20 protein-coding genes and 2 tRNA genes are annotated in these 22,668 nt (G+C 32.9%); 11 read left to right on the top strand and 11 right to left on the bottom strand.

What is annotated here, in order from left to right; all coding sequences use genetic code 11:
* Positions 1-136 precede the first annotated feature (136 nt).
* Entirely contained in the window at positions 137-997 is an 861-nt protein-coding gene (locus V6624_RS06130) for a helix-turn-helix domain-containing protein (protein ID WP_338841290.1), read from the bottom strand.
* Positions 998-1,175: 178 nt separating this feature from the next.
* Between V6624_RS06130 and V6624_RS06135 the strand changes: the two genes are divergently transcribed.
* Together V6624_RS06135 and fabD are read left to right on the top strand one after the other, a co-directional pair.
* Positions 1,176-1,538, top strand: a complete 363-nt coding sequence (locus V6624_RS06135; RefSeq protein WP_091492477.1) for a DUF983 domain-containing protein — start codon at positions 1,176-1,178, stop codon at positions 1,536-1,538.
* A 73-nt stretch (positions 1,539-1,611) separates the two neighbouring features.
* Positions 1,612-2,484, top strand: coding sequence for an ACP S-malonyltransferase (fabD, locus tag V6624_RS06140; RefSeq protein WP_338841292.1), 873 nt, complete (start codon positions 1,612-1,614; stop codon positions 2,482-2,484).
* A gap of 85 nt (positions 2,485-2,569) precedes the next feature.
* Here fabD and V6624_RS06145 read toward each other — a convergent pair whose 3' ends face one another.
* The 5 genes from V6624_RS06145 to V6624_RS06165 all read right to left on the bottom strand — a co-directional run bounded on the left by V6624_RS06145 (position 2,570) and on the right by V6624_RS06165 (position 6,308).
* Positions 2,570-2,896, bottom strand: coding sequence for a hypothetical protein (locus tag V6624_RS06145; RefSeq protein ID WP_162614919.1), 327 nt, complete (start codon positions 2,894-2,896; stop codon positions 2,570-2,572).
* Complete coding sequence (locus tag V6624_RS06150; protein WP_338841294.1) at positions 2,881-3,072, bottom strand: hypothetical protein; 192 nt, start codon at positions 3,070-3,072, stop codon at positions 2,881-2,883. Before V6624_RS06150 ends, V6624_RS06145 begins: the two co-directional genes overlap by 16 nt.
* Positions 3,073-3,123: 51 nt before the next feature.
* On the bottom strand, positions 3,124-4,029 hold the full coding sequence (locus V6624_RS06155) for a DMT family transporter (RefSeq protein ID WP_338841295.1): 906 nt from the start codon (positions 4,027-4,029) through the stop codon (positions 3,124-3,126).
* Between the two features lie 85 nt (positions 4,030-4,114).
* On the bottom strand, positions 4,115-5,131 hold the full coding sequence (gene galE / locus V6624_RS06160; protein WP_338841296.1) for a UDP-glucose 4-epimerase GalE: 1,017 nt from the start codon (positions 5,129-5,131) through the stop codon (positions 4,115-4,117).
* Between the two features lie 46 nt (positions 5,132-5,177).
* On the bottom strand, positions 5,178-6,308 hold the full coding sequence (locus V6624_RS06165; protein ID WP_338841297.1) for a DegT/DnrJ/EryC1/StrS family aminotransferase: 1,131 nt from the start codon (positions 6,306-6,308) through the stop codon (positions 5,178-5,180).
* Positions 6,309-6,444: 136 nt separating this feature from the next.
* Between V6624_RS06165 and V6624_RS06170 the strand changes: the two genes are divergently transcribed.
* Together V6624_RS06170 and V6624_RS06175 are read left to right on the top strand one after the other, a co-directional pair.
* Entirely contained in the window at positions 6,445-7,683 is a 1,239-nt protein-coding gene (locus V6624_RS06170) for a 3-deoxy-D-manno-octulosonic acid transferase (protein WP_338841298.1), read from the top strand.
* 340 nt (positions 7,684-8,023) lie between these two features.
* Positions 8,024-8,239, top strand: coding sequence for a hypothetical protein (locus tag V6624_RS06175; RefSeq protein WP_111284537.1), 216 nt, complete (start codon positions 8,024-8,026; stop codon positions 8,237-8,239).
* Positions 8,240-8,359: 120 nt separating this feature from the next.
* Here V6624_RS06175 and V6624_RS06180 read toward each other — a convergent pair whose 3' ends face one another.
* From V6624_RS06180 to mutS, 4 genes are all read right to left on the bottom strand, one after another.
* Positions 8,360-8,743, bottom strand: a complete 384-nt coding sequence (locus V6624_RS06180; protein ID WP_263524311.1) for a DUF1508 domain-containing protein — start codon at positions 8,741-8,743, stop codon at positions 8,360-8,362.
* Positions 8,744-9,028: 285 nt separating this feature from the next.
* Positions 9,029-9,114, bottom strand: a tRNA-Leu gene (locus tag V6624_RS06185).
* A gap of 15 nt (positions 9,115-9,129) precedes the next feature.
* Positions 9,130-9,202 (bottom strand) — tRNA-Gly (locus tag V6624_RS06190).
* Between the two features lie 162 nt (positions 9,203-9,364).
* Positions 9,365-11,971 carry a DNA mismatch repair protein MutS gene (mutS, locus tag V6624_RS06195; RefSeq protein ID WP_338841299.1) on the bottom strand — a complete coding sequence of 869 codons (2,607 nt, stop codon included), beginning with the start codon at positions 11,969-11,971 and terminating at the stop codon, positions 9,365-9,367.
* A gap of 158 nt (positions 11,972-12,129) precedes the next feature.
* Here mutS and V6624_RS06200 point away from each other — a divergent pair, with 158 nt between their 5' ends.
* The 4 genes from V6624_RS06200 to V6624_RS06215 all read left to right on the top strand — a co-directional run bounded on the left by V6624_RS06200 (position 12,130) and on the right by V6624_RS06215 (position 15,824).
* On the top strand, positions 12,130-12,561 hold the full coding sequence (locus tag V6624_RS06200) for a DUF1573 domain-containing protein (RefSeq protein ID WP_008467274.1): 432 nt from the start codon (positions 12,130-12,132) through the stop codon (positions 12,559-12,561).
* A gap of 75 nt (positions 12,562-12,636) precedes the next feature.
* Positions 12,637-13,179 (top strand): RNA methyltransferase, encoded by a 543-nt coding sequence (locus tag V6624_RS06205; protein WP_338841300.1) that lies wholly within the window; start codon positions 12,637-12,639, stop codon positions 13,177-13,179.
* 106 nt (positions 13,180-13,285) lie between these two features.
* Positions 13,286-15,472: a T9SS type B sorting domain-containing protein gene (locus tag V6624_RS06210; RefSeq protein ID WP_338841301.1), complete on the top strand. Its 2,187-nt coding sequence runs from the start codon at positions 13,286-13,288 to the stop codon at positions 15,470-15,472.
* A gap of 1 nt (position 15,473) precedes the next feature.
* Positions 15,474-15,824, top strand: coding sequence for an MmcQ/YjbR family DNA-binding protein (locus tag V6624_RS06215; RefSeq protein WP_338841302.1), 351 nt, complete (start codon positions 15,474-15,476; stop codon positions 15,822-15,824).
* 3 nt (positions 15,825-15,827) lie between these two features.
* On the opposite strand, the gene folK is transcribed toward V6624_RS06215, so the two are convergent.
* Positions 15,828-16,964, bottom strand: a complete 1,137-nt coding sequence (folK, locus tag V6624_RS06220) for a 2-amino-4-hydroxy-6-hydroxymethyldihydropteridine diphosphokinase (RefSeq protein ID WP_338841303.1) — start codon at positions 16,962-16,964, stop codon at positions 15,828-15,830.
* A 138-nt stretch (positions 16,965-17,102) separates the two neighbouring features.
* On the opposite strand from folK, the gene sppA reads away from it, so the two are divergent.
* From sppA to V6624_RS06235, 3 genes are all read left to right on the top strand, one after another.
* Positions 17,103-18,860, top strand: a complete 1,758-nt coding sequence (sppA, locus tag V6624_RS06225) for a signal peptide peptidase SppA (protein WP_338841305.1) — start codon at positions 17,103-17,105, stop codon at positions 18,858-18,860.
* A 12-nt stretch (positions 18,861-18,872) separates the two neighbouring features.
* Positions 18,873-19,820 carry an alpha/beta hydrolase family protein gene (locus V6624_RS06230; RefSeq protein WP_338841307.1) on the top strand — a complete coding sequence of 316 codons (948 nt, stop codon included), beginning with the start codon at positions 18,873-18,875 and terminating at the stop codon, positions 19,818-19,820.
* A 174-nt stretch (positions 19,821-19,994) separates the two neighbouring features.
* Positions 19,995-22,592 (top strand): AsmA-like C-terminal region-containing protein, encoded by a 2,598-nt coding sequence (locus tag V6624_RS06235; RefSeq protein WP_111283879.1) that lies wholly within the window; start codon positions 19,995-19,997, stop codon positions 22,590-22,592.
* Positions 22,593-22,668: the final 76 nt, after the last annotated feature.

Here is a 22,668-nt window from a genome sequence, read left to right on the forward strand (position 1 = left end):
GGTTGGTTAAAAGCCTGCACCTTTCTCGGGAGTGCAGGCTTTTTTGCTTTTAGGAACGGGCTTCGACTTCGCTCAGCCTGACCAATCATTTACAAGATATATCGCATGTCAGGCTGAGCGAAGTCGAAGCCTTTTTTTATTTTATATTTCTAAATTCTGTTGGTGACATTCCCGTTTGTTTTTTGAAGAATCGGGAAAAATAGGAGTAATCTTCGTAACCGACTTTAAAAGCAACTTCGTTTACAGCTAATTGTTTATCAATCAGCATTCTTTTAATCTCTAAAATAACGCGATCTGTTATTACTTCTGTCGCTGTTTTTTGCAGAATTTCATTGCAGATTCTGTTCAAATGTTTCAGCGTGATATTTAATTTTTCTGCATAAAATGAAGGCAGTTTTTCTGTTCTGAAATATTCTTCTAAAAGCGACTCGAATGTATTGATTTTGATATTGTACGAATGCGTTTGATGTGAATAGGTTTCACTATATTTTCGTGCGACTTCAATATGAATACAGTCTAACAAATTCAGTAGTTTATCTAATTGATATTTATTATCCAGACTATTTTCCTGAATCAGAAGGTCAAAATAAGGTTGGATTTTCGGGATTTCATTTTCTTCAAAAACCATTTCTGGTCGATTATGAATCGAATGGTAAAAATTATAATCGTTGATCTTTTTCTGTCCAAAATACAAATTGTACAATTCTTGAGAAAAGATAATTACGAAACCTTCAATATCTTCCGATAAATTCCAATGGTGCATTTGTCCTGGCTGCAGTACAAAAAGACTTCCTCTTTTTATGTCAAATTGGTCAAAATCGACTTCGTGTAATCCAGAACCTTTTGTAAAAAATACCATTAAGTACGAATCATGACGATGCGGTTCTTCGACAAAACTGTGATTTTTTAAATGCTCTGTAAAAGTGTTGACATAAAAATCACGGTGAATATCGTTGCAGCTAAAATTCTGAACACTATAAACGGGATATTTTTTCATAATAGGTATTATTTATTTTCTTGATTATAAAAATCACCGTTTTCCATTTTAGAATTTGGAATTTGTTTTTTGAAAATTTAATCAAAAATGTCTTTATTGTGCTATAACAAGCGAAGATATAAAAAAGACTTTTATAAACCTCTGAATTACCTTTGTATAAACAAAAATCAATACTATCATGTCAAGCGCATTAACTCATATTTTAAAAAACGAATGTCCTGTTTGTCATAAAGGAAAAGTTTTTACAGACAAGAACATTTTTCTGAATTTCAGTTTTCCAAAAATGAATGAATACTGCAGTCACTGTCATTATAAATTCCAAAAAGAACCTGGTTATTTTTTCGGTGCTATGTATGTAAATTACGGATTAACAGTCGCTCAGGGAATTGCAACGTATTGCATTGCACAATATTTCTTCGAAACCAACTTCGATTTAAGAATCCTTCCTATCATTGCTGTTGTGATTACTTTACTGACTCCTTTTAATCTTAGATTTTCAAGATTAGCGTGGATTTATATGTTTAAGGGTTATACGAGCTAAAAAAATAGTACTTTTGCCTTCCAATTGAAACTAATTTTCAATTTTAAAAAAAAGTAAAAATTAAATTAGACAAATGAAAGCATACGTATTTCCGGGTCAAGGAGCACAGTTCACAGGAATGGGTAAAGACCTTTATGAAAATTCGGCTTTAGCCAAAGAATTATTCGAAAAAGCTAATGAAATTCTAGGTTTTAGAATTACAGATATCATGTTTGAAGGCACTGCCGAAGAACTAAAAGAAACTAAAGTAACACAACCAGCTGTATTTTTACATTCTGTTATTTTAGCTAAAACTTTAGAAGATTTCAAACCGGAAATGGTTGCAGGACACTCTTTAGGAGAATTCTCTGCTTTGGTTGCTAACGGAACTTTATCTTTTGAAGACGGACTTAAATTGGTTTCTCAACGTGCTTTGGCTATGCAAAAAGCTTGCGAAATCACTCCATCTACAATGGCTGCTGTTTTAGGTTTAGCTGATAATGTTGTAGAAGAAGTTTGTGCATCTATCGATGGTGTTGTGGTTGCTGCAAACTATAACTGCCCAGGTCAATTGGTAATTTCTGGTGAAACTACTGCTGTTGAAAAAGCTTGTGAAGCTATGAAAGCTGCTGGAGCAAAACGTGCTTTAATTTTACCTGTTGGAGGAGCTTTTCACTCGCCGATGATGGAGCCGGCAAGAGAAGAATTGGCAGCTGCAATTGAAGCGACTACTTTCTCTACTCCAATTTGTCCAGTGTATCAAAACGTTACTGCAAATGCGGTTTCTGATGCAAACGAAATTAAAAAGAACTTAATCATTCAATTAACTGCTCCTGTAAAATGGACTCAGTCTGTTCAGCAAATGATCGCTGACGGTGCAACTTTGTTTACTGAGGTTGGTCCTGGAAAAGTTTTAGCTGGTTTGATTAATAAAATTGATAAAGAAGCTGCTGTTGCTAATGCGTAATTAGTTTTCAGTCGCAGTCTCAGTTTTCAGTTATTAACTGTATAAAAAAATCCTCATGAACAGATTGTTTATGAGGATTTTTGCTTTATAGCTCTTTTGCTTCTTCGCTGTAATTATTTAGAATTCCGGTAATCAAATAATTTTGATTGCTTTTTTCGAAAAATATATACCAAGTTGTTCTCGTATTAGATTTATAAAAGATATAATTTAAACCTAAATATTGAAGAGGTTTTGGAGTTTTCTTATGAGGAGATTTTTTTATTCTTTCAGGAACTTCTTTATAAATATTTGAAACATATTCTTCTGCAGATTCAATAAAACCAAAATACTCTTTTCTATATAATACCAAAACTAAATCATCGAGATACTGAATCACTGAAGACGTAAAAATAACTTCTATTTTCCCCACCATTCCCTAATTCTCCTAATTGATTCTGCTTTTGCTTCCTCTGGCGTTAATCCTTTTGCAAACTCAGCATCAAAATCAAAAGTTTCACGATCTATACCTTTAAATTTGTTTTTTTGAACTTCGTATTCAACCGCAGGTTCTTCAACCTTGTTCTTTTTATTTTCTTTATCCGAACCCATTATTCCTACATTTTAATTCTTACAAATTTACAGAATAAAATGAATCAAATTTTACAAAACTTTCTTTTCTTTCTTTTTGTAATTAATAATAAAAACTCCCAAAATAATCAGGATTGTTGCAATTATAAAATCAATGGTAATTTTTTCATCCAAAATCAGCCAGCCAAAAAATACCGCAATTATAGTGTTGATATACGCTAAAATAGAAACCTGAACCGGCGTAACGTGTTTCAGAGCATAATTATAGCTAAAAAAAGCAATTACAGATCCAAAAATAGACAGATACAATGCTGCTAAAATACTTTTAGAACTCCATAAATTCACATCAATATTGGGCGAAAAAATAAATGCCAAAACAATCTGAATGCACGAAGCCATTGTAAACTGGTAAAATAAATTAAGAACTATGTTTTTAGATTTATTCCCATGAAGTTTGGTATAAATTGTTCCTGCAGCCCAGGCAGAAATCGCAAATCCCATAAACATCATTCCGATTCTGTAATCGGCATCTAAAAAAGATCGTAGCCCGTCTTTAAATATAAAAACGACCCCCGAAAATCCTATTATAACGCCAACAAATCCTCTTAAACTTGGTTTTTGTAATTTAAATAAAATACTGCCTAGAAAAATAAGTATTGGAGACATAGCACTAATTACCGAAGCCAGTCCGCTTGGTACAGTCTGCTCAGCAACAGTTGTAAAACCATTTGCAATTACAATCATCAAAATAGAAGGAACAAGCTGATGTTTTAAATTTTCCCACCCAATCCATTTCAGTTCTTTTTTGAATAATAAAATAATCATCATAATTATTCCTGCCAATCCCTGACGAATTGAAGTTACAAACCAAGGCGGAATGGTTTCAACCGCAACTCTAATCCCTAAAAAGGTAGTTCCCCAAATAATTCCAACAGCCGCTAAGGCAAATATTAATTTATAATCTAAACTTTGTTTCATGATAATTAATACGCTAAAAAAAATCCCAAACTATACTGCTATAATTTGGGATCTTAAAATTTTATAGTTTTAACTGATAAAGAATTTATTTATTCCTCACTTTTTGTTCCCATTTCCAGGCGCTAGCCATTGCTTCGTCTAAACTAAGTTCAGCCTTCCATCCTAAGACATTATTTGCCTTATCAGTATTCGCGTAAGCTTCAGTAATATCGCCTTCACGACGTGGCTTAATTACATAAGGCAGTTTTTTATCGCTGACTTTTTCAAAACTATGAATCACTTCAAGAACAGAACTTCCTTTTCCAGTTCCTAAATTAAAAGTTTCAACTTTTGCCAAATTCTTTTTATTTAATAAACGCTGCAAAGCAATTACGTGCGCTTTTGCAAGATCAACAACGTGAATATAATCGCGAACTGCAGTTCCGTCTGGCGTTGGGTAATCATTACCAAAAACAGATAATTCTTGACGTAATCCTACTCCTGTTTGTGTAATAAAAGGCACTAAATTTTGAGGAACTCCTAAAGGCAATTCTCCAATTTCTACCGATTCGTGCGCTCCAACTGGATTAAAATAACGCAATAAAATAGCGCTGATATTAGTCACTTTAGCTGTATCTGTAATAATTTCTTCGCCAATCTGCTTTGTATTTCCGTAAGGAGACATTGCCGTTTGGACTGGTGCATCTTCTGTAATTGGCATTTTTTCGGCTTGACCGTAAACCGTACAAGAAGAACTGAAAATAAAACTTGCTTCTGGTTTTTGCTGTAATTCCTGCAATAGATAGATTAAACTGCTAATATTGTTTTCGTAATACAACAAAGGCTGTTCAACACTTTCTCCTACCGCTTTTGAAGCCGCAAAATGAATAACTCCTGTAACGTCATTGTGTTTTTTAAAGAAACCCTGCACTGCAGCTTTTTCTCTTAAATCTAATTTTTCGAATAAAGGTGTTTTTCCTGTAATCGCTGTAATTCCTTTTAAAACATCTTCTGAAGAGTTTGAAAGATTATCTATAATCACTACTTCGAAGCCTTCATTTTGCAATTCGACTACGGTGTGAGATCCGATAAACCCTAACCCTCCTGTTACTAATACTTTCATTTTGTGGTTTGTTTGTGGTTAAATTTTGGCTAATAATTAAGCTTTCTTATTTTAAAAATTCAATTACGCTGTCGGTAATAAATTTAATTTGCTCGTCATCAAGTTCTGTGTGCATTGGCAAAGCAATTACTTCTTGAACTAACTGATTTGTTACAGGAAATTGTTCTTCTTTATAACGAGGATCTAAATATGCTTTTTGAGAGTGAAGCGGAATTGGATAATAAATTGCACAAGGAATTCCTTTATCCAATAAATGCTGCATTAAAGCATTACGATCTGCATCAATGATTCTTAATACATATTGATGAAAAACGTGATCATTTTCGTTTGCATCAAAATCTGGAGTTATGATATGTGCATTTCCAGCGAAAGCCGCATTGTATTTTGTTGCTGCTAAACGGCGAGCTGCATTATATTCATCTAAAAGAGGCAGTTTTGCATTTAAAACTCCTGCTTGAATACTGTCTAAACGTGAATTTACACCTACAACATCGTGGTGGTAACGCTCATACATTCCGTGATTTACGATTCCGCGGATGATGTGAGCCAATTTATCATCATTTGTAAAAATTGCTCCTCCGTCACCATAACATCCTAAGTTTTTTGACGGGAAGAAAGAAGTCGCCGCAACGTGGCCAATTGTTCCAACTTTAGTCTTAGAACCAGCTTTTGAAATATAATCTGCCCCAATTGCCTGAGCATTATCTTCAATTACATATAAATTATGCTCGGCTGCAATTTCCATAATCGCATCCATATTTGCAGCGCGTCCAAATAAATGCACAGGAACAATTGCTTTTGTTTTTGGAGTGATTGCTTTTTTAACTGCATCAATGTCAATATTCATATTATGCAAATCAACATCAACTAAAACTGGAGTTAATTGTAACAAAGCAATAACCTCAACAGTAGCAGCAAAAGTAAAATCGGCAGTGATAACCTCGTCTCCAGGCTGAAGACCAAGTCCCATCATGGCAATCTGCAAAGCATCTGTACCATTTGCACACGGAATAACATGTTTTGCACCTAAATAATCCTCAAGATTCTTTTGAAACTGATGAACTAAAGGTCCGTTAATGTAAGTATTTGTGTCTAAAACTTCTTGAATTGAAGCATCTACAGTAGATTTTATTTTTTCATATTGACTTTTTAAGTCAACCATTTGAATTTTTTTCATTGTTTGAATGTATTTAAAAATTTAAAGACACTGTTTAAACAGAAATCTCTAAAAGGAGGAACAAAAATAGTTATTAATAGCTTCAAACCAATGAAAATAGTCGAAAGAAATGTAATTTAGCTGCAAAAATTATTACATGCTTTTTTTATACAATTTAACCCTATACATCGCAGGATTTTTCTTAAGAATCGTAGCCTTATTTAGTCCGAAAATTAAGCTTTTTGTTGAAGGCCGAAAAAACGTATTTTCAACTTTAGAAGATAAAATAAAACCAACAGACAAGACAATATGGTTTCATTCTGCCTCGTTAGGAGAGTATGAGCAAGGCCTTCCTGTGATAGAAAAAATCAAAGAAAAACACCCTTCGCATAAGATTATTGTAACCTTTTTTTCACCATCTGGATACGAAGTGCGTAAAAATAACACAGTTGCAGATGTTACAATTTATCTGCCTTTAGATACCAAAAAGAACGCTAAAAAATTCATGCAATTAGTTCATCCTGAATTAGCATTTTTTATTAAATATGAATTTTGGCTGAATTACTTAAAAGAACTTGAAACCAACAAAATTCCAACTTATTTGATATCAGGAATTTTTAGAGACAACCAAATGTTTTTTAAATGGTACGGCGGATTTTATAGAAAAGCGCTAAAAGCCTTCACCTATTTCTTTGTTCAAAACGAAAAATCGAAACAAAAAGTAGAAAGTTTAGGATTTAATAATGTAATTGTCTCAGGCGATACTAGATTTGATCGCGTTAATGCAATTTTAGAACGTGATAATTCGTTGGATTTTATACAGAATTTCAAAAATAATCAGCCAGTTATAGTTATAGGAAGTTCGTGGCCAAAAGATGAAGCTTTAATAAGCGAATACATTAATCAAGCTCCAGAAAATGTAAAATTCATAATTGCTCCGCACAACATCAAACCTGATCAGATTTCAGATCTTCAGTCAAAAATAACCAAATCAACTGTTTTATTTTCAGAAAAAGAAAACAAAGATTTAGCATCTTATAATGTTTTCATCATAGATACAGTTGGTTTACTAACTAAAATTTACAGTTACGGAACTATTGCGTATGTAGGCGGCGGATTTGGAAATCCTGGTATACACAATATTTTGGAACCAGCAACATTTGGAATTCCAATCGTAATTGGACCAAACTATTCGAATTTTGCAGAAGCAGTTTCACTTGTTGAATTAAAAGGATGTACGATCATTTCAAATTTTAAAGAATTAAAAGGCGCTTTTGACCATCTTTTATCTGATAACTCTTTCTTTAATGAAAAAAGCGAAATATGTAAGTCCTTCATTCAAAACAACAAAGGCGCTACAGAAACAATTATGAAAATCGTTAATAAAGCCCTATAAAGCAAATTTCTAGCATTGAAAGACATTTTTATGGCAATTAAACTGATTAAAATATATTTTTAAGACATTTAGCGCTATAGAATATTCTGTAAAAAACAAAATAAACTATAACAAACCTATTTAAAAGACTCAAAACAACGATAGAATTTTCAACAAAAAATAAATTACACAAAACATACAATAATATGATTTATATTTGTTATTTTGGCATATTATTTGATAACTAAGATAATCGTGAGTAAGGAAAATATTTTAAAAAAAAAGTGAAAAAATATTTTACATATTAAAAAATTTATATCTTTGCCACGAATTAATAATTAACCTTTTATAATAAAGTAAGATGAAAAAAGTATTTTTAAGTTTAGCTGTTGTTGCTGTTTTAACTGTTGTATCTTGTAAAAAAGCTGACGCTGCTGCTGAAGCTCCTGCTGTAGATTCTGCTGCTGTTGCTGTTGATTCAGCTGCTGCTGTAGTTGATTCTGCTGCTACAACTGTTGATTCTGCTGCTGCTAAAGTTGATTCAGCTGCTGCTAAAGTAGAAGAAGTAAAAAAATAATTAGAACCTAAGTTCTAACGATTTTAAAGCCATCTTTTAAGATGGTTTTTTTTTTGATCAATTCAAATCATTGATCTACTTCAAATAAAAAAAAGCGTTTACAATTGTAAACGCTTTTTTTTATTCAACCTCCTCCTCTACTTCTTCTTCAGATTCCTCATCTTCAAAAATCAATTCATTCGAAGAGAAATCCAAAATTTCCGACCTAGAAGAATAAGTGACAATTTCTTTTATTCCTTTCTGCAAAAGCAATTCTGTACTGTATTTACGACTTGTAGCAAAATGAACCTCTCCAAGCATTAATTTAAAAAAATACTTCCCACCAGAGCCTTTAAATTTCAAAAACTTTGCAAGATCAATATTTGCTTTAAATTTCTCAATATCTTCTTCACACTCAAATCTCAATTCATAACTCAAACTCGTAAAAATAACTTTACCTCTACGCGAAGTAAACGTAAATTTATATTCATCATTAAATCGCCTGCTAATTACAAAAGCACCCATATTTGAATTTTAGATTTTAGATTGTTGATTTTTCTAGATTCTGAGATTCTGAGATTCTGAGATTCTGAGATTCTAAGATTCTAAGATTCTAAGATTCTGAGATTCTAAGATTCTAAGATTCTAAGATTCTGAGATTCTAAGATTCTGAGATTCTAAGATTCTAAGATTCTAAGATTCTAAGATTCTAAGATTCTAAGATTCTAAGATTCTAATAAATTTACTGCGTAAATTTATTTATTGCAAGTCTGCAAATAAAAAAAGCCTCTTCAAAAGAAGAGGCTTTAGTACTCAGAGCGGGACTTGAACCCGCACGAACATTGCTGTTCACTGGATTTTAAGTCCAGCGTGTCTACCAATTTCACCATCCGAGCATTGTATGGTTTTTGAGCGAAAAACGGGGCTCGAACCCGCGACCTCGACCTTGGCAAGGTCGCGCTCTACCAACTGAGCTATTTTCGCATTTTCAAATTCTGTTTAAGAACTGCAACACTTGATTTGTTTCGTATTGCGAGTGCAAATTTAGGACATTTATTCAATTACACAAGCGTTTTTCTAAAAAAAAATCCACTTATTTTATAACATTCTGATAACCTAAACTTTAAAATTGAAAATTTTTATATTTTATTTTTTAACCAGCATTCTTTTGATCTCATTCAGTTTCATCAACGCTTCTACTGGCGTAATTGCATTAATATCGAGATTCAAAATCTCTTCTTTTATCTCTTCCAACAAAGGATCATCCAAATTAAAGAAACTCATTTGCATTTCATCATTTGCCGATTTTATTCCGTTTAAAGCATCACTTGAATGATTCTTTTCTAATTTCTTTAAAAGTTTCTGCGCTTTCGAAATAACCAATTGTGGCATCCCAGCCATTTTTGCTACATGAATTCCGAAACTATGTGCACTTCCTCCTTTTACCAGCTTTCTAACAAAAAGAACGGTATCTTTTAATTCTTTTACTGCAACATTGAAATTTTGGATTCTTGGCATCGATTCCGTCATTTCATTCAACTCATGATAATGCGTTGCGAAAAGCGTTTTAGCTCTTCCTGGATGTTCGTGCAAGAATTCAGCAATTGCCCAAGCAATCGAGATTCCGTCATAGGTACTCGTTCCTCTTCCAATCTCATCTAACAACACCAAACTTCTGTCTGAAATATTATTCAAGATAGAAGCTGTTTCGTTCATTTCGACCATAAAAGTAGATTCACCCATCGAGATATTGTCAGAAGCTCCAACTCTGGTAAAAATCTTATCGACAATTCCCATTCTAACGCTATCAGCAGGAACAAAACTTCCCATTTGAGCCAAAAGTACAATTAAAGCTGTTTGCCTTAGAATCGCCGATTTACCCGACATATTAGGTCCGGTAATCATAATAATTTGCTGTGCTTCTCTATCTAAGAAAACATCATTTGCAATATATGGAGTTCCAACAGGCAATTGTTTTTCAATTACTGGATGTCTTCCATTTTTAATATCTAATTCAAATGTATCATCGATTTCAGGCTGTACATATTGATTTTCGACGGCCATTTGCGTAAACGAACACAAACAATCTAATTGCGCAACTAAATAGGCATTCATTTGAACTGGTTTGATATAAGTTCCAATCCATGCAACTAATTGCTCGAAAAGTTCACTTTCTATTTTATAGATTTTTTCTTCTGCTCCTAAAATTTTGGTTTCGTATTCTTTTAATTCTTCGGTAATATAGCGTTCAGCATTTACCAAAGTTTGTTTACGAATCCATTCTTCTGGAACTTTATCCTTATGCGTATTTCTAACTTCAATATAATACCCAAAAACGTTATTAAAAGAAATTTTCAACGAAGAAATCCCAGTTCTTTCTGATTCTCTTTTTTCAATTCCTTCTAAAAATTCTTTTCCTGAAGTTGAAATCGCACGTAGTTCGTCCAGTTCTTCATTTATTCCTGATGCTATCGCATTTCCTTTCGAAATAGCAACAGGAGCATCTTGATTTAAAGTTGTTTTAATTTTTTCACGAAGCAGATCACAAGCATGCAAGCTGTCTCCAATTACTTTTACAGCTTCTTGCGGACTTTCAAGAGCTAATGTTTTTATTGGAATAATTGCATCCAGAGATTCTTTCAAATAAACAATTTCTCTCGGCGACACTTTTCCTGCCGCAATTTTAGAAATCAAACGTTCTAAATCTGAAATCTGCTTAATTTGATATTGAATGTTATGCAGAATTTCAGGATTCGATTTTAAATACCCCACAACTTCATGGCGACTTTTTATTTTATTCGCATCTTTTAAAGGCAATGCCAACCAACGCTTTAACAAACGCCCTCCCATTGGAGAAAGCGTTTTATCAATAACATCCAAAAGTGTTACTGCATTCGGATTATAGCTGTGATACAATTCTAGGTTTCGAATCGTAAAACGATCCATCCAAACATAAGCATCTTCTGCGATACGCTGAATTGCCGTAATATGCTGAACACGATTATGCTGCGTCTCTGACAAATAGTACAAAATTGCTCCAGAAGCTATAATTCCTTCTCTCAACTCTTCAATACCAAATCCTTTTAAAGAATTTGTCTGGAAATGCTTTGTCAAAGTTTCTAAAGCATAATCTTCTTTGTAAATCCAATCTTCTAAGTAAAAACTATGAAAATCTTCTCCAAAAGCAGTTTTGAAATCACTTTTGTTGTTCTTTGGAACTAAAACCTCACTTGGATTAAAGTTCTGCAATAATTTATCAATGTATTCTGCATTTCCTTGAGCCGTTAAGAACTCTCCTGTAGAGACATCTAAAAATGAAATTCCGATATTTTTATTAGCAAAATAAACAGATGCCAAGAAGTTATTAGATTTTGACTGCAAAACCTCATCATTCAAAGAAACTCCAGGCGTTACAAGCTCCGTTACCCCTCTTTTTACGATTGTTTTCGTCATTTTCGGATCTTCCAGCTGATCGCAGATCGCAACACGAAGTCCGGCTTTTACCAACTTTGGCAGATAAGTATTTACAGAATGATGTGGAAACCCAGCTAACGCTGTTTCTGTATCAGACCCCGCTCCTCTTTTAGTTAATGTTATACCTAAAATTTTAGAAGCTCTAATGGCGTCTTCTCCAAAGGTTTCATAAAAATCTCCTACTCTGAAAAGCAGACATGCATCAGGATATTTAGCCTTGATCTCGTTGTACTGTTTCATTAAAGGTGTTTCTTTCACCACTTTCTCTTTAGCTGCCAAATTATTATATTTTAAAATGAAAAATTAAGACAGCGAATTTATGATTTTTTAGTGGCATATCGAAAGCTTCAAAAATTAAAATATTTTAAGATATTTTTAGGTTGTGGTTTAAGAATTTTACATAGCTTTGTTTATCATTTAAAAAAAGACCCTTAAAGATGAAAAAAATAATTTTATTCGCTATGTTAGCTGTAGCTGGTATTACGGCTACTAATGCGCAAACAACTAAAAAAGCTAAAGCTGCTAAAGTTGCAAAAGTTGAAGGAGCAGGAATGCTTTTTGAAACAGAAACTATTGATTACGGAACTATCGCTCACAATGCTGATGGAAAACGTGAGTTCGTTTTTGTTAACAATGGTACAAAACCATTAATCATTACAAACACTCAAGGATCTTGTGGATGTACTGTTCCAACTACTCCAAAAGAACCAATTGCTCCAGGAGCTAAAGGTGTTATTGGTGTAAAATATGCTACTGACAGAGTTGGTGCTTTTACAAAAACCGTAACTGTTACTTCTAACGCAGAAGGACAACCAACAAAAATCCTTACTATTAAAGGTACAGTTTTACCAGATCCAGTAAAAAGCTAATCTGAAAAACATTTAAAATAATGAAAAAGCTTCCTTATCTTTGGAAGCTTTTTTTATGACTTGAATTCAAAAACAATGAGAAAACTCGAAAACAGCGAACTAGACCGTAAATCGATTGAAGATTTTAAAAAATCGGAGAAAACACCTTTAATATTAGTTTTAGACGATATTCGAAGTCTGCACAATATTGGTTCTGTTTTTAGAACTGCTGATGCGTTTTTGATTGAAAAGATCATTTTGTGCGGAATCACCGCAACACCTCCAAATAAAGAAATTCATAAAACCGCTCTTGGCGCAACTGAAACTGTTGCTTGGGAACATCACGAAAATGTTCTAGAAGTTATTGAGAACTTAAAGAAAGAAAATGTTCTGACAATGGCTATAGAACAAGTTGAAAGCTCGGTTTTTCTTCAGGATTTCAAAATTGAAAAAGATCAGAAATATGCTTTAGTTTTTGGAAATGAAGTTTTTGGCGTATCGCAAGAGGCTGTTGCTATTTGTGATGGATGTATAGAAATTCCACAACTTGGAACCAAGCATTCTCTTAATATTTCTGTAAGCGCCGGAATTGTTGTTTGGGATTTATTTCAAAAGATAAATTGGCCAAATAAAAATTAAACAGTCTTTTTACTAAAAAAATGTGATTTTAAAATATTTTCTAAACTTAAAATGTTAGAAATGTAAATATATTTTTTTATTATTATAAAAGTGATACTTTTATAATATGAAAAATAATTACTTAATAAAATTCTCCTTTTTATTGTTTGCATTAGGATTGAACCAATCATACGCAAGCAATAAAAACATTATAAATAAGAGTATCACGATAATTCCAAACGATACTCTTAAATCTGGCAAAAAACAAAACTTAAGAACAAATGCTTTTATTGATCCTCCAGTGATTAAAGCTACAGGAGATCAAGTGTACTGCCCTCAAACAACTATAAAAATTGTAACAGATATTACAATAACAAACGATCCCTTAGAAACAGGAACTGAAGCAATTTACATTCAAATTTCTTCGGGATATTCACAAGGTTTTGACAATCTTGAACTTTCAAATCCTACATCGCACTCAAATATTACTACAAGTTGGGATGCAGTTGCAGGAAAACTGACATTATCAAATCCTACAGGAGCTGATGTTTTATATTCTGATTTTGTTGCTGCTATTAAAGATGTTGTTTTTACAAATTCCTCTGCTACGGCTTCTGGAATAAAGACATTTTCTATAACAATGGGCAAGGCAAATTATTTACCGTCCACACAGCATTATTATGAATACGTTCCAAATATTGGTATCACATGGACTGCAGCTCGAGATCTAGCAGCCGCACGTACCTATTATGGACTTCAAGGATATTTGGCTACTGTTTTATCAGCCGATGAAGCAAAATTAATTGGCGAACAGGCTTCTGGAACAGGATGGATTGGCGGAAGCGATGCTGAAACTGAAGGAGTTTGGAAATGGGTTACAGGTCCTGAAGCTGGAACTATTTTTTGGAATGGAAACCAAAGCGGTTCAACTCCAAATTATGCGTTTTGGAACTCTGGAGAACCTAATAATTTAGGTGATGAAAATTATGCTCACATTACACAGCCAGGAGTTGGAATAAAAGGTTCTTGGAATGACTTATCAAATACTGGGTCTTTAACTTCAGGCGATCCTTACCAACCAAAAGGATACGTTGTTGAATATGGTGGAATGCCTGGCGAATCTCCTTTAGAAATAGCAACAAGTACTAAAATTACAATTCCTGTAGTAACACCTGTTACACCAGCTTCTGTTTGTGATTCTGGAAGTTTTATTCTTAACGCAACAGCAAATACAGGAACAATTAGCTGGTATGACGCCGCAACTGGAGGAAATTTATTAGGAACAGGCACTACCTATACCACTCCAACAATAAATACCACGACAACGTATTACGTAGACGCTGGCTGCGAATCGAACCGAAAATCTGTAATTGCAACGGTAAACACAACACCTTCAGTACCGATTGCAGAACAAGAAACTTATTCAAATTGCGGACCTGGATATTTAACTATTAAAGCGAGTTCTAATATCGGAATAATTAATTGGTACACTACAGCAACTGGAGGAACAACTGTTCTAACTGGTGAAAGTCTTACAACTCCTCCAATTACAGCAAACACCACTTATTATGCCGAAGCTTCAAATAATGGTTGTATAAATCCAACTAGAACTCCTGTAAACATTGTAATTTATACCCCTCCAGCTGTTACAGATGAAACCTTGCCTTTGTGCCAGTTTCAAATCATTACATTAGATGCAGGTGTTTCAGGAATGCTTTATAAATGGTCAAATAATGGAGAGACTACTCAAACCATTACGGTAAATAAAGGAGGCAAATACACTGTCGATGTTACAAGTCCGTCTCCTGAAAATTGCACGAGTACAAAAACAATCATAGTTGAAGAACACAAAGTTCCTCAGATTGAACGCGTGGATGTTGAAGGAACGAGAGCCATTATTTATCCTGTAAAAGCAGAAGATTATTTTGAATATTCTGTAGACGGTGTCAATTTTCAAGATTCTACTGTTTTTTATAATGTTCCAGGCGGATTGCAAACTGCTTATGCACGAGAAAAAAGCGGTTGCGGTGGAACCGTTAAACAGTTTGTTGTACTTGTTTTCCCTCCATTCTTTACACCAAACAATGACACTTTCAATGATGTCTGGGAAGTAACTGGAATGGAAAATTATCCTCAGGCAGTGGTAACCATTTTTGATCGTTACGGAAAACTTGTAGCACAATTAAGCAGATCAAAAATGACCTGGGATGGCACTTTAAACCAAGTTGCTCTTCCTGCTTCCGATTATTGGTATGCCTTAAAAGTAGATGATTCAATGCCCGTTTTAAGAGGTCATTTTACATTAAAAAGATAAAATGAATATAGAACCCATTCGAGAAATTTGTCAAAAATTAGCGGGTACAACTGAAGATATTAAATGGGAACATGACCTTGTATTTTCAGTTGGCACTAAAATGTATTGCGTTGTAGGACTTGATCAAAATCCTACATCAGCTTCATTTAAAGTTTTGGATGAAGAATTTGAAGAAATAAGTAATAAACCTGGATTTAAGCCAGCGCCTTATGTCGCAAAATACAAATGGGTTTTAATTGATGATATTACAAGAATGAAAAAATCAGAATGGGAAAAATACATTCAGCAGTCTTATCGTCTTGTTCAGGAAAAATTATCAGTAAAACTTAGAAAGCAACTCGGGATAATATAAATTTTAAGAATTTGTTTTCTTCTTAATCTCATTTAATATAAAAATATAGTCTTCGTGTTTTTTTACAAAATCACGATTAGAAACATCTATAATCAGCACATTCAAATCGGTTTGCGATTTTATATATTCTAAATAACCATTATTGATTTTATCTAAATAAGCCGCTTCAATGTTTTGTTCGTACGTACGTCCTCGTTTTTTTATGTTTTGAAGAAGACGATCTGTATTTTGATACAAATAAATATACAAATCAGGTTTTGGCATTTCTTTATAAATGATGTCAAATAGATTTCTATACAAACGATATTCATCTTCTGCGAGGGTTATTTTTGCAAAAATCAATGATTTAAAAATATGATAATCGGCAACTATAAAATCTTTAAACAAGTCAAATTGAGCCAAATCATCAGCTAATTGCTGATAACGATCGGCTAAAAAAGACATTTCCAAAGGAAACGCATATCGGTTTTGATCTTTATAAAACTTTGGCAAAAACGGATTATCAGCAAATCTTTCCAAAACAGTTTTTGCATTAAAATCTTCTGCAATTTTATGCACCAAAGTTGTTTTTCCAGCACCAATATTTCCTTCAAAAGAAATATAATTAAACTGATTTAACCGAATTTCACCAAGCGGATTTTCTAAATCTTGAACGACTGTACATACGCTTTCATCAGGAGTAATTGCAATTAGCTCAGGAATTGTTTTCTTTAAAATAGGATGTTCCCAATTGAGCTTTAAGTCTTGCATTGGCAACAAAACAAAATTTCTATTCTGCATTAAGGGGTGCGGAATCTGAAGTTTTTCTGAGTCAATTATTTCATCATCAAAAGCAATCAAATCAACATCGATAATCCTAGATTGATATCCTTCTTGATTTAAGCGAATTCTTCCTAATTCTTTTTCAACTTTTAAAACCTGATTTAATACTTTTTGTGCAGATGAAGCAGTATGCAAAAGAAGTGCACAATTATAAAAAGCATCACTTTCAAAACCCCATGCAGGAGTCTCGTAAAGTTTTGAAACCTGAATAACAGTCCCAACATTTTGATGTATCAAATCGATACAATTTTGAATGTTTTCTAGTCTGCTGCCTTGGTTGCTGCCTATCGATAAAACGACTTGATGCTGTAATTTCATAATTATTGCAAATTAACTAAAACTATTTTAGAATTAACCAATATATTTGTGAAACGACGTCTCAAATACAATCATTAATTTAGATGTTTAGTTTGTAACGTTTTGCCCTTTTTTACTACTTATAAAAAAAATATACATATGAAGTTTTTAGGAAATGTAATTGCCACTGTAATTGGTATTTTTGTTTTTATCATGCTCTTCTTTTTTGGAGTAATCTTTATCGGAGTTGTTTTTGGCGGAGACGATAGCGTTTCTGTTAAATCTGATTCGGTCATTGAATTAAATTTAAAAGAAATTAAAAATGATTACGCTGGGAAATATAAAGATCCTTGGGTAACTCGCTTTTCTGAGCAAAAAGGAATTGGCTTAACGGATGTAATTAATGCTATTGAAGCCGCAAAAACAGACGATAACATCAAAGGAATTTCGATTCTAAATGATGAATCTTCTCTTGGTTTAGCACAATATAAAGACTTAAGAAATGCTCTTGAAAGCTTTAAAAAATCAGGAAAATTTGTTTGGGCTTACGCCAATACTTATTCGCAGAAAGAATATTATCTAAATTCTGTTGCCAATACTATTTATTTGAATCCAGCTGGAGATTTAGATTTTAAAGGCCTTTCTTCTGAAATTATGTTTTTCAAAGATTTTCAAGATAAATCTGGAATTCACATGGAAGTTATTCGACACGGAAAATACAAAAGCGCGGTTGAACCTTTCTTAGAAAATAAAATGAGTGATGCTAACAGAGAACAGATAACGGCACTTTTAAATTCTATTTGGGCTACCGTTTCTGCTGATATTTCTAAAAGCAGAAATATCCCGTTGCCTAAATTAAATGAAATTGCAAACGGACTTTTGGCAAGAACTCCTGAAATGGCTAAACAGCAGCATTTAGTTGATATTATTGCTTACGAAGATGTTTATCATGATGCCATTAGAAAAGCGCTGAAAGTAGACAAAGACGAAGATTACAATAAAATTTCGATTCTAGATTATACTCAAAACAATGTAACAACAGCTTTAGCCAATACTGCAACAGACCAAATTGCTATTATTTACGCTCAAGGCGAAATTGGAAGCGGCGAAGGTGATGTAAATACAATTGGAGAAGGTTCAATGAGACGTTCTCTTCAGGAAGCTAGAAAAAATGATGATGTTAAAGCTATTGTTCTTAGAATTGACAGTCCAGGCGGAAGCGCTCTAACTTCTGATTTGATTTGGAGAGAAATCGAGATTACAAAAAAAGTTAAACCAGTTGTGGTTTCTATGGGTAATTATGCAGCTTCTGGCGGTTATTATATTGCTTGTAACGCTAATAAAATCTTTGCTGAAAACAATACCATTACAGGATCTATTGGGGTTTTCGGAATGTTGCCAAACTTTAGTCCATTAGCTAATAAATTAGGAATCAATTCAGAGCAGGTTAAAACTCACGAAAACTCAGCAAACTACAGCCCGTTTTTACCAGTTGACGAAAAGTTCAAAGCGTTTACTTTAGAAGGAGTTGAAAAAATATACAACACTTTTGTAACTCACGTTGCTGAAGGCCGAAAAATGACTTTTGCACAAGTTGATTCTATTGCGCAAGGTAGAGTTTGGTCTGGAACTGAAGCTTTAAAAATTGGTTTGGTTGATAAAATCGGCGGACTGAATGATGCAATTGCTGAAGCGGCAAAAATCGCTAAAGTAAAAAATTACAGTACTCAGAATTATCCTGAATACGAAAAAACACTAAACGATCTTCTTTCAAATCTGCCTTTTGCAAGATCTAAAGAAGCTTTCATTAAGGAAGAAATCGGAGAAGAAAACTACCTTCTTATCGAGCAGGTAAAGAAATTTCAAAAACAAAAAGGAGTACAAGCAATATTGCCTTACGGAATCAATATATACTAATTGAATTAAAAGATGAATAAAGCAATTCTTTTTTTAACGGTTTTGTTTTGGAGCTTTTTAACTGCCCAAACCAAAAAAGAGATCACTTTTAAGGAGTCTCCAGCGATTTTAAAAATAAATAATGATCAGATTTTTGGTACGCTGACGACTCCAGATTTAACCAAAAAATATCCTGTCGCTTTAATCATTGCAGGATCTGGTCCAACTGACCGAAACGGAAATAATCCGATGATGAAAAACAATTCGTTAAAAATGCTGGCTGAAGCTTTGGCAAAAAACGGAATTGCATCTTTACGATATGACAAAAGAGCCATCGGAGAAAGTAAAACAGCAGGCGGATCTGAAAGCAGTTTGGTTTTTGAAAATTATATTCAAGATGCAAAAAGCTGGATTAATTATTTAAAACTAGACAAACGATTTTCGAAAGTAATTATAATTGGTCATAGCGAAGGTTCTTTAATTGGAATGGTTGCTAGTGCAAAAGCAGACAAATTTGTTTCGATTGCAGGCGCGGGCGAACCAGCAGATCAAATTCTAAAAAACCAAATTGGTGCAAAGTCAATGAAACAGCTTAATGATATGACTTTCCCAATTATCGATAGTTTAAAAAATGGATTTGAAGTAAAAAAAGTTGATCCAATGCTGAATTCTCTTTTCAGACCAAGCGTTCAGCCTTATTTGATTTCGTGGTTCAAATACAATCCGCAGACCGAAATAAAAAAACTGACTATTCCAGTTTTAATCTTACAAGGAAATAATGATATTCAGATTTCTGTAAAAGATGCCGAGAATTTAAAACAGGCAAATGCAAATGCTGAAATACAGATTATTGACAAGATGAATCATATAATGAAAATCATTGAAGGCGGTAACGATGCTAATTTAGCAAGCTACAATAATGAAACACTTCCTATTTCAGAAGCTCTAATTGATAAAATAGTTTCATTTATTCAGAAATAATAAAATAAATGCAGTTAAAAATCCGTTTTGAAAGTATTTCTCAACGGATTTTTTTATTTAACATATTTAAATAAATTCTTACATTTTTATGAAAATTTTATCGCTGTACTCTAGTAAAAAAAACTATTTTTGCAGGAGTTGATTTTAATAAGTTAAACCCTCAAATCTATTTATATGCTAAAAAAAGTTTTAAAAATAAGTGCCATAGTCCTAGTGGTATTTGTTGCTGCATTATTTGCCATTCCGTTTTTATTTAAAGATCAAATTAAAGCCAAGATTGTCGAGGCTATCAACGAAAGTGTTGATGCTAAGGTAAGTTTTGCGGATGCTGATTTAAGTTTATTCAAAAATTTCCCGAACGCAACGGTTGGAATTGAAAAATTAGTTATCATCAATAAAGCTCCTTTTGAAGGTGACACTTTGGTTTCTTTAGGCGAATTAAATTTAAAAATGAGCGTTAAAGAACTTTTCAAAGGAAAAGAAGAACCTTTAAGCATTCAAGGAATTAGTTCTACAAACGGATTAATAAACATTATTTTCAATAAAGATGGCGTTGGAAACTTTGATATTGCTTTAAAAGACAAAAAAGAAGAAACAAAAGACGAAGCAAGTAAACCTCTTGCTTTGAAAATTCAAAACTATAAAATTGAGAATTTTACTTTTAGATATATCGATCAAGGTTCCAAAATTAAAATGGTAATTGACAGTTTAAACCACGAAGGAACTGGAGATTTTACCAATTCGAAATTAGATTTAACTACAAAATCTACTGCGAAAGTTTCATTAGACATGGATAAAATGAATTACATGAAAAATGTAAAACTAACTTTAGACGCAGTTCTAGGAATCGATTTAGAAAAAAGCAAATATACTTTCAAAGAAAACAAAGCTTTAATCAATCAACTACCTTTAGAGTTTGACGGATTTATCCAAATGACTGAAAAAGCTCAGATTTACGATTTAAAGTTTAAAACCCCTACTTCATCGTTTACCAATTTCTTAGGTTTGATTCCTTCTGCTTACGCTTCTAGTTTAGAAGGTGTAAAAACGACTGGAGATTTTACAGTAAATGGTTTTGCAAAAGGTGAATTGACAGACACAACGGTTCCTAAATTCAATATCGCAATTGCATCAAACAATTCTTCTTTCCAATATCCGAACCTTCCAAAATCGGTTCAAAATATTGTAATTGATACAAAAATCATTAATGAAACTGGAATCTTAAATGATACTTATGTAAATCTAGATAAGTTATCTTTCAGAATTGATCAAGATATTTTTAGCGCTAAAGCGAATATCAAAAACATAACTGTAAATCCGATAATCGATGCGGCTTTAAAAGGAACTATCAACTTGGCTAATCTTTCAAAAGCATACCCTATTAAAATGGATAAACCTTTGGCTGGTATCTTAAAAGCTGACGTTACAACAAATTTTGATATGGCTTCTGTAGAAAAAAGTCAATACCAAAATATCAAAAATGCTGGTACAATGAGTTTGTCTGGATTTAAATATACTGACGAAAACAATAAATCAATGAACATCAGCACGGCATTGGTAGAATTTAATCCGAGCAAAATCAACTTAAAACAATTTGATGCTACAACTGGAAAAAGTGATATCAGCATTAATGGAGTTTTAGAAAATTTCTATGGTTTTATGTTTAAGAAACAAGAACTAAAAGGAAATTTCAACATGAGCTCAAAACAATTGGCTGTTGATGATTTTATGACTTCTGGCGAACCTGCAACTACTAAAACAGAAGCAAAACCATCTGAGGCGATGAAAATTCCAGCTTTCTTAAATTGCACATTAAACGCAAAAGCGACAACAGTTTTATACGATAATTTAAAACTTCAAGATGTTGCTGGAACATTGATTATTAAAGACGAGAAAGCAACTCTTCAAAACTTTAAAACAAATATTTTTGGAGGATCAATTGGTCTTAACGGAGCTGTTTCTACGAAAGAAAAAGTGCCAACTTTTGATATGAATTTAGGTTTCAATCAAGTTGATATTGCACAGACTTTTACTCAATTGGATATGATGAAAAAAATCGCTCCAATTGCTGGAATCATTAATGGAAAATTAAATTCGACTATTAAATTGAATGGTAATTTGGATGCTAAAGAACTGACTCCAGATTTAAAATCAATTTCAGGAGATTTATTAGGTCAATTATTATCGACTACAGTAAATGCTAAAAACTCAACCGTTTTAAATTCTCTTACTTCAAATGTGAAGTTTCTTGATTTAAACAAATTGAATTTGAACGATTTGAAAATGGCATTAACTTTTGACAACGGAAAAGTAAATGTAAAACCATTCGATATTAAATATCAGGATATTAAAGCTACAGTTGGCGGAACTCATGGTTTTGATCAAACTATGAATTACACGATTAAGTTTGATGTTCCTGCAAAATACTTAGGAACTGAAGCAAACAATTTAATAGCGAAATTATCTCCTGCTGATGCTGCAAAATTGGAAAACATTCCAATTAACGCCGCTTTGACTGGTAACTTTTCAAATCCTAAAATCAGTACTGATATGAAAACTGCTGTAAGCAGTTTGACTACACAATTGGTTAATCAGCAAAAAGAAAAACTGACTCAAAAAGGAACTTCAGCGCTTACAGATTTAATCAATAAAAATACTAAAGCGAAAGATACAACTCAAGCTGCTAAAACAGAAAAAGAGCAAAAAACTCAAGAAGCAACTAAAAAGGCAAGTGATTTAATTAATGGTCTTTTTAAGAAGAAGAATCCGTAACCTAAGACTCTAAGGTTCTAAAATACTGAGATTCTAAGTTTTTTTACTTTAGAATACTTATAAAAAAATCCTGTTC

This window comes from Flavobacterium ginsenosidimutans (genome assembly GCF_037478105.1).
Taxonomy (GTDB): Bacteria; Bacteroidota; Bacteroidia; order Flavobacteriales; family Flavobacteriaceae; genus Flavobacterium; species Flavobacterium ginsenosidimutans.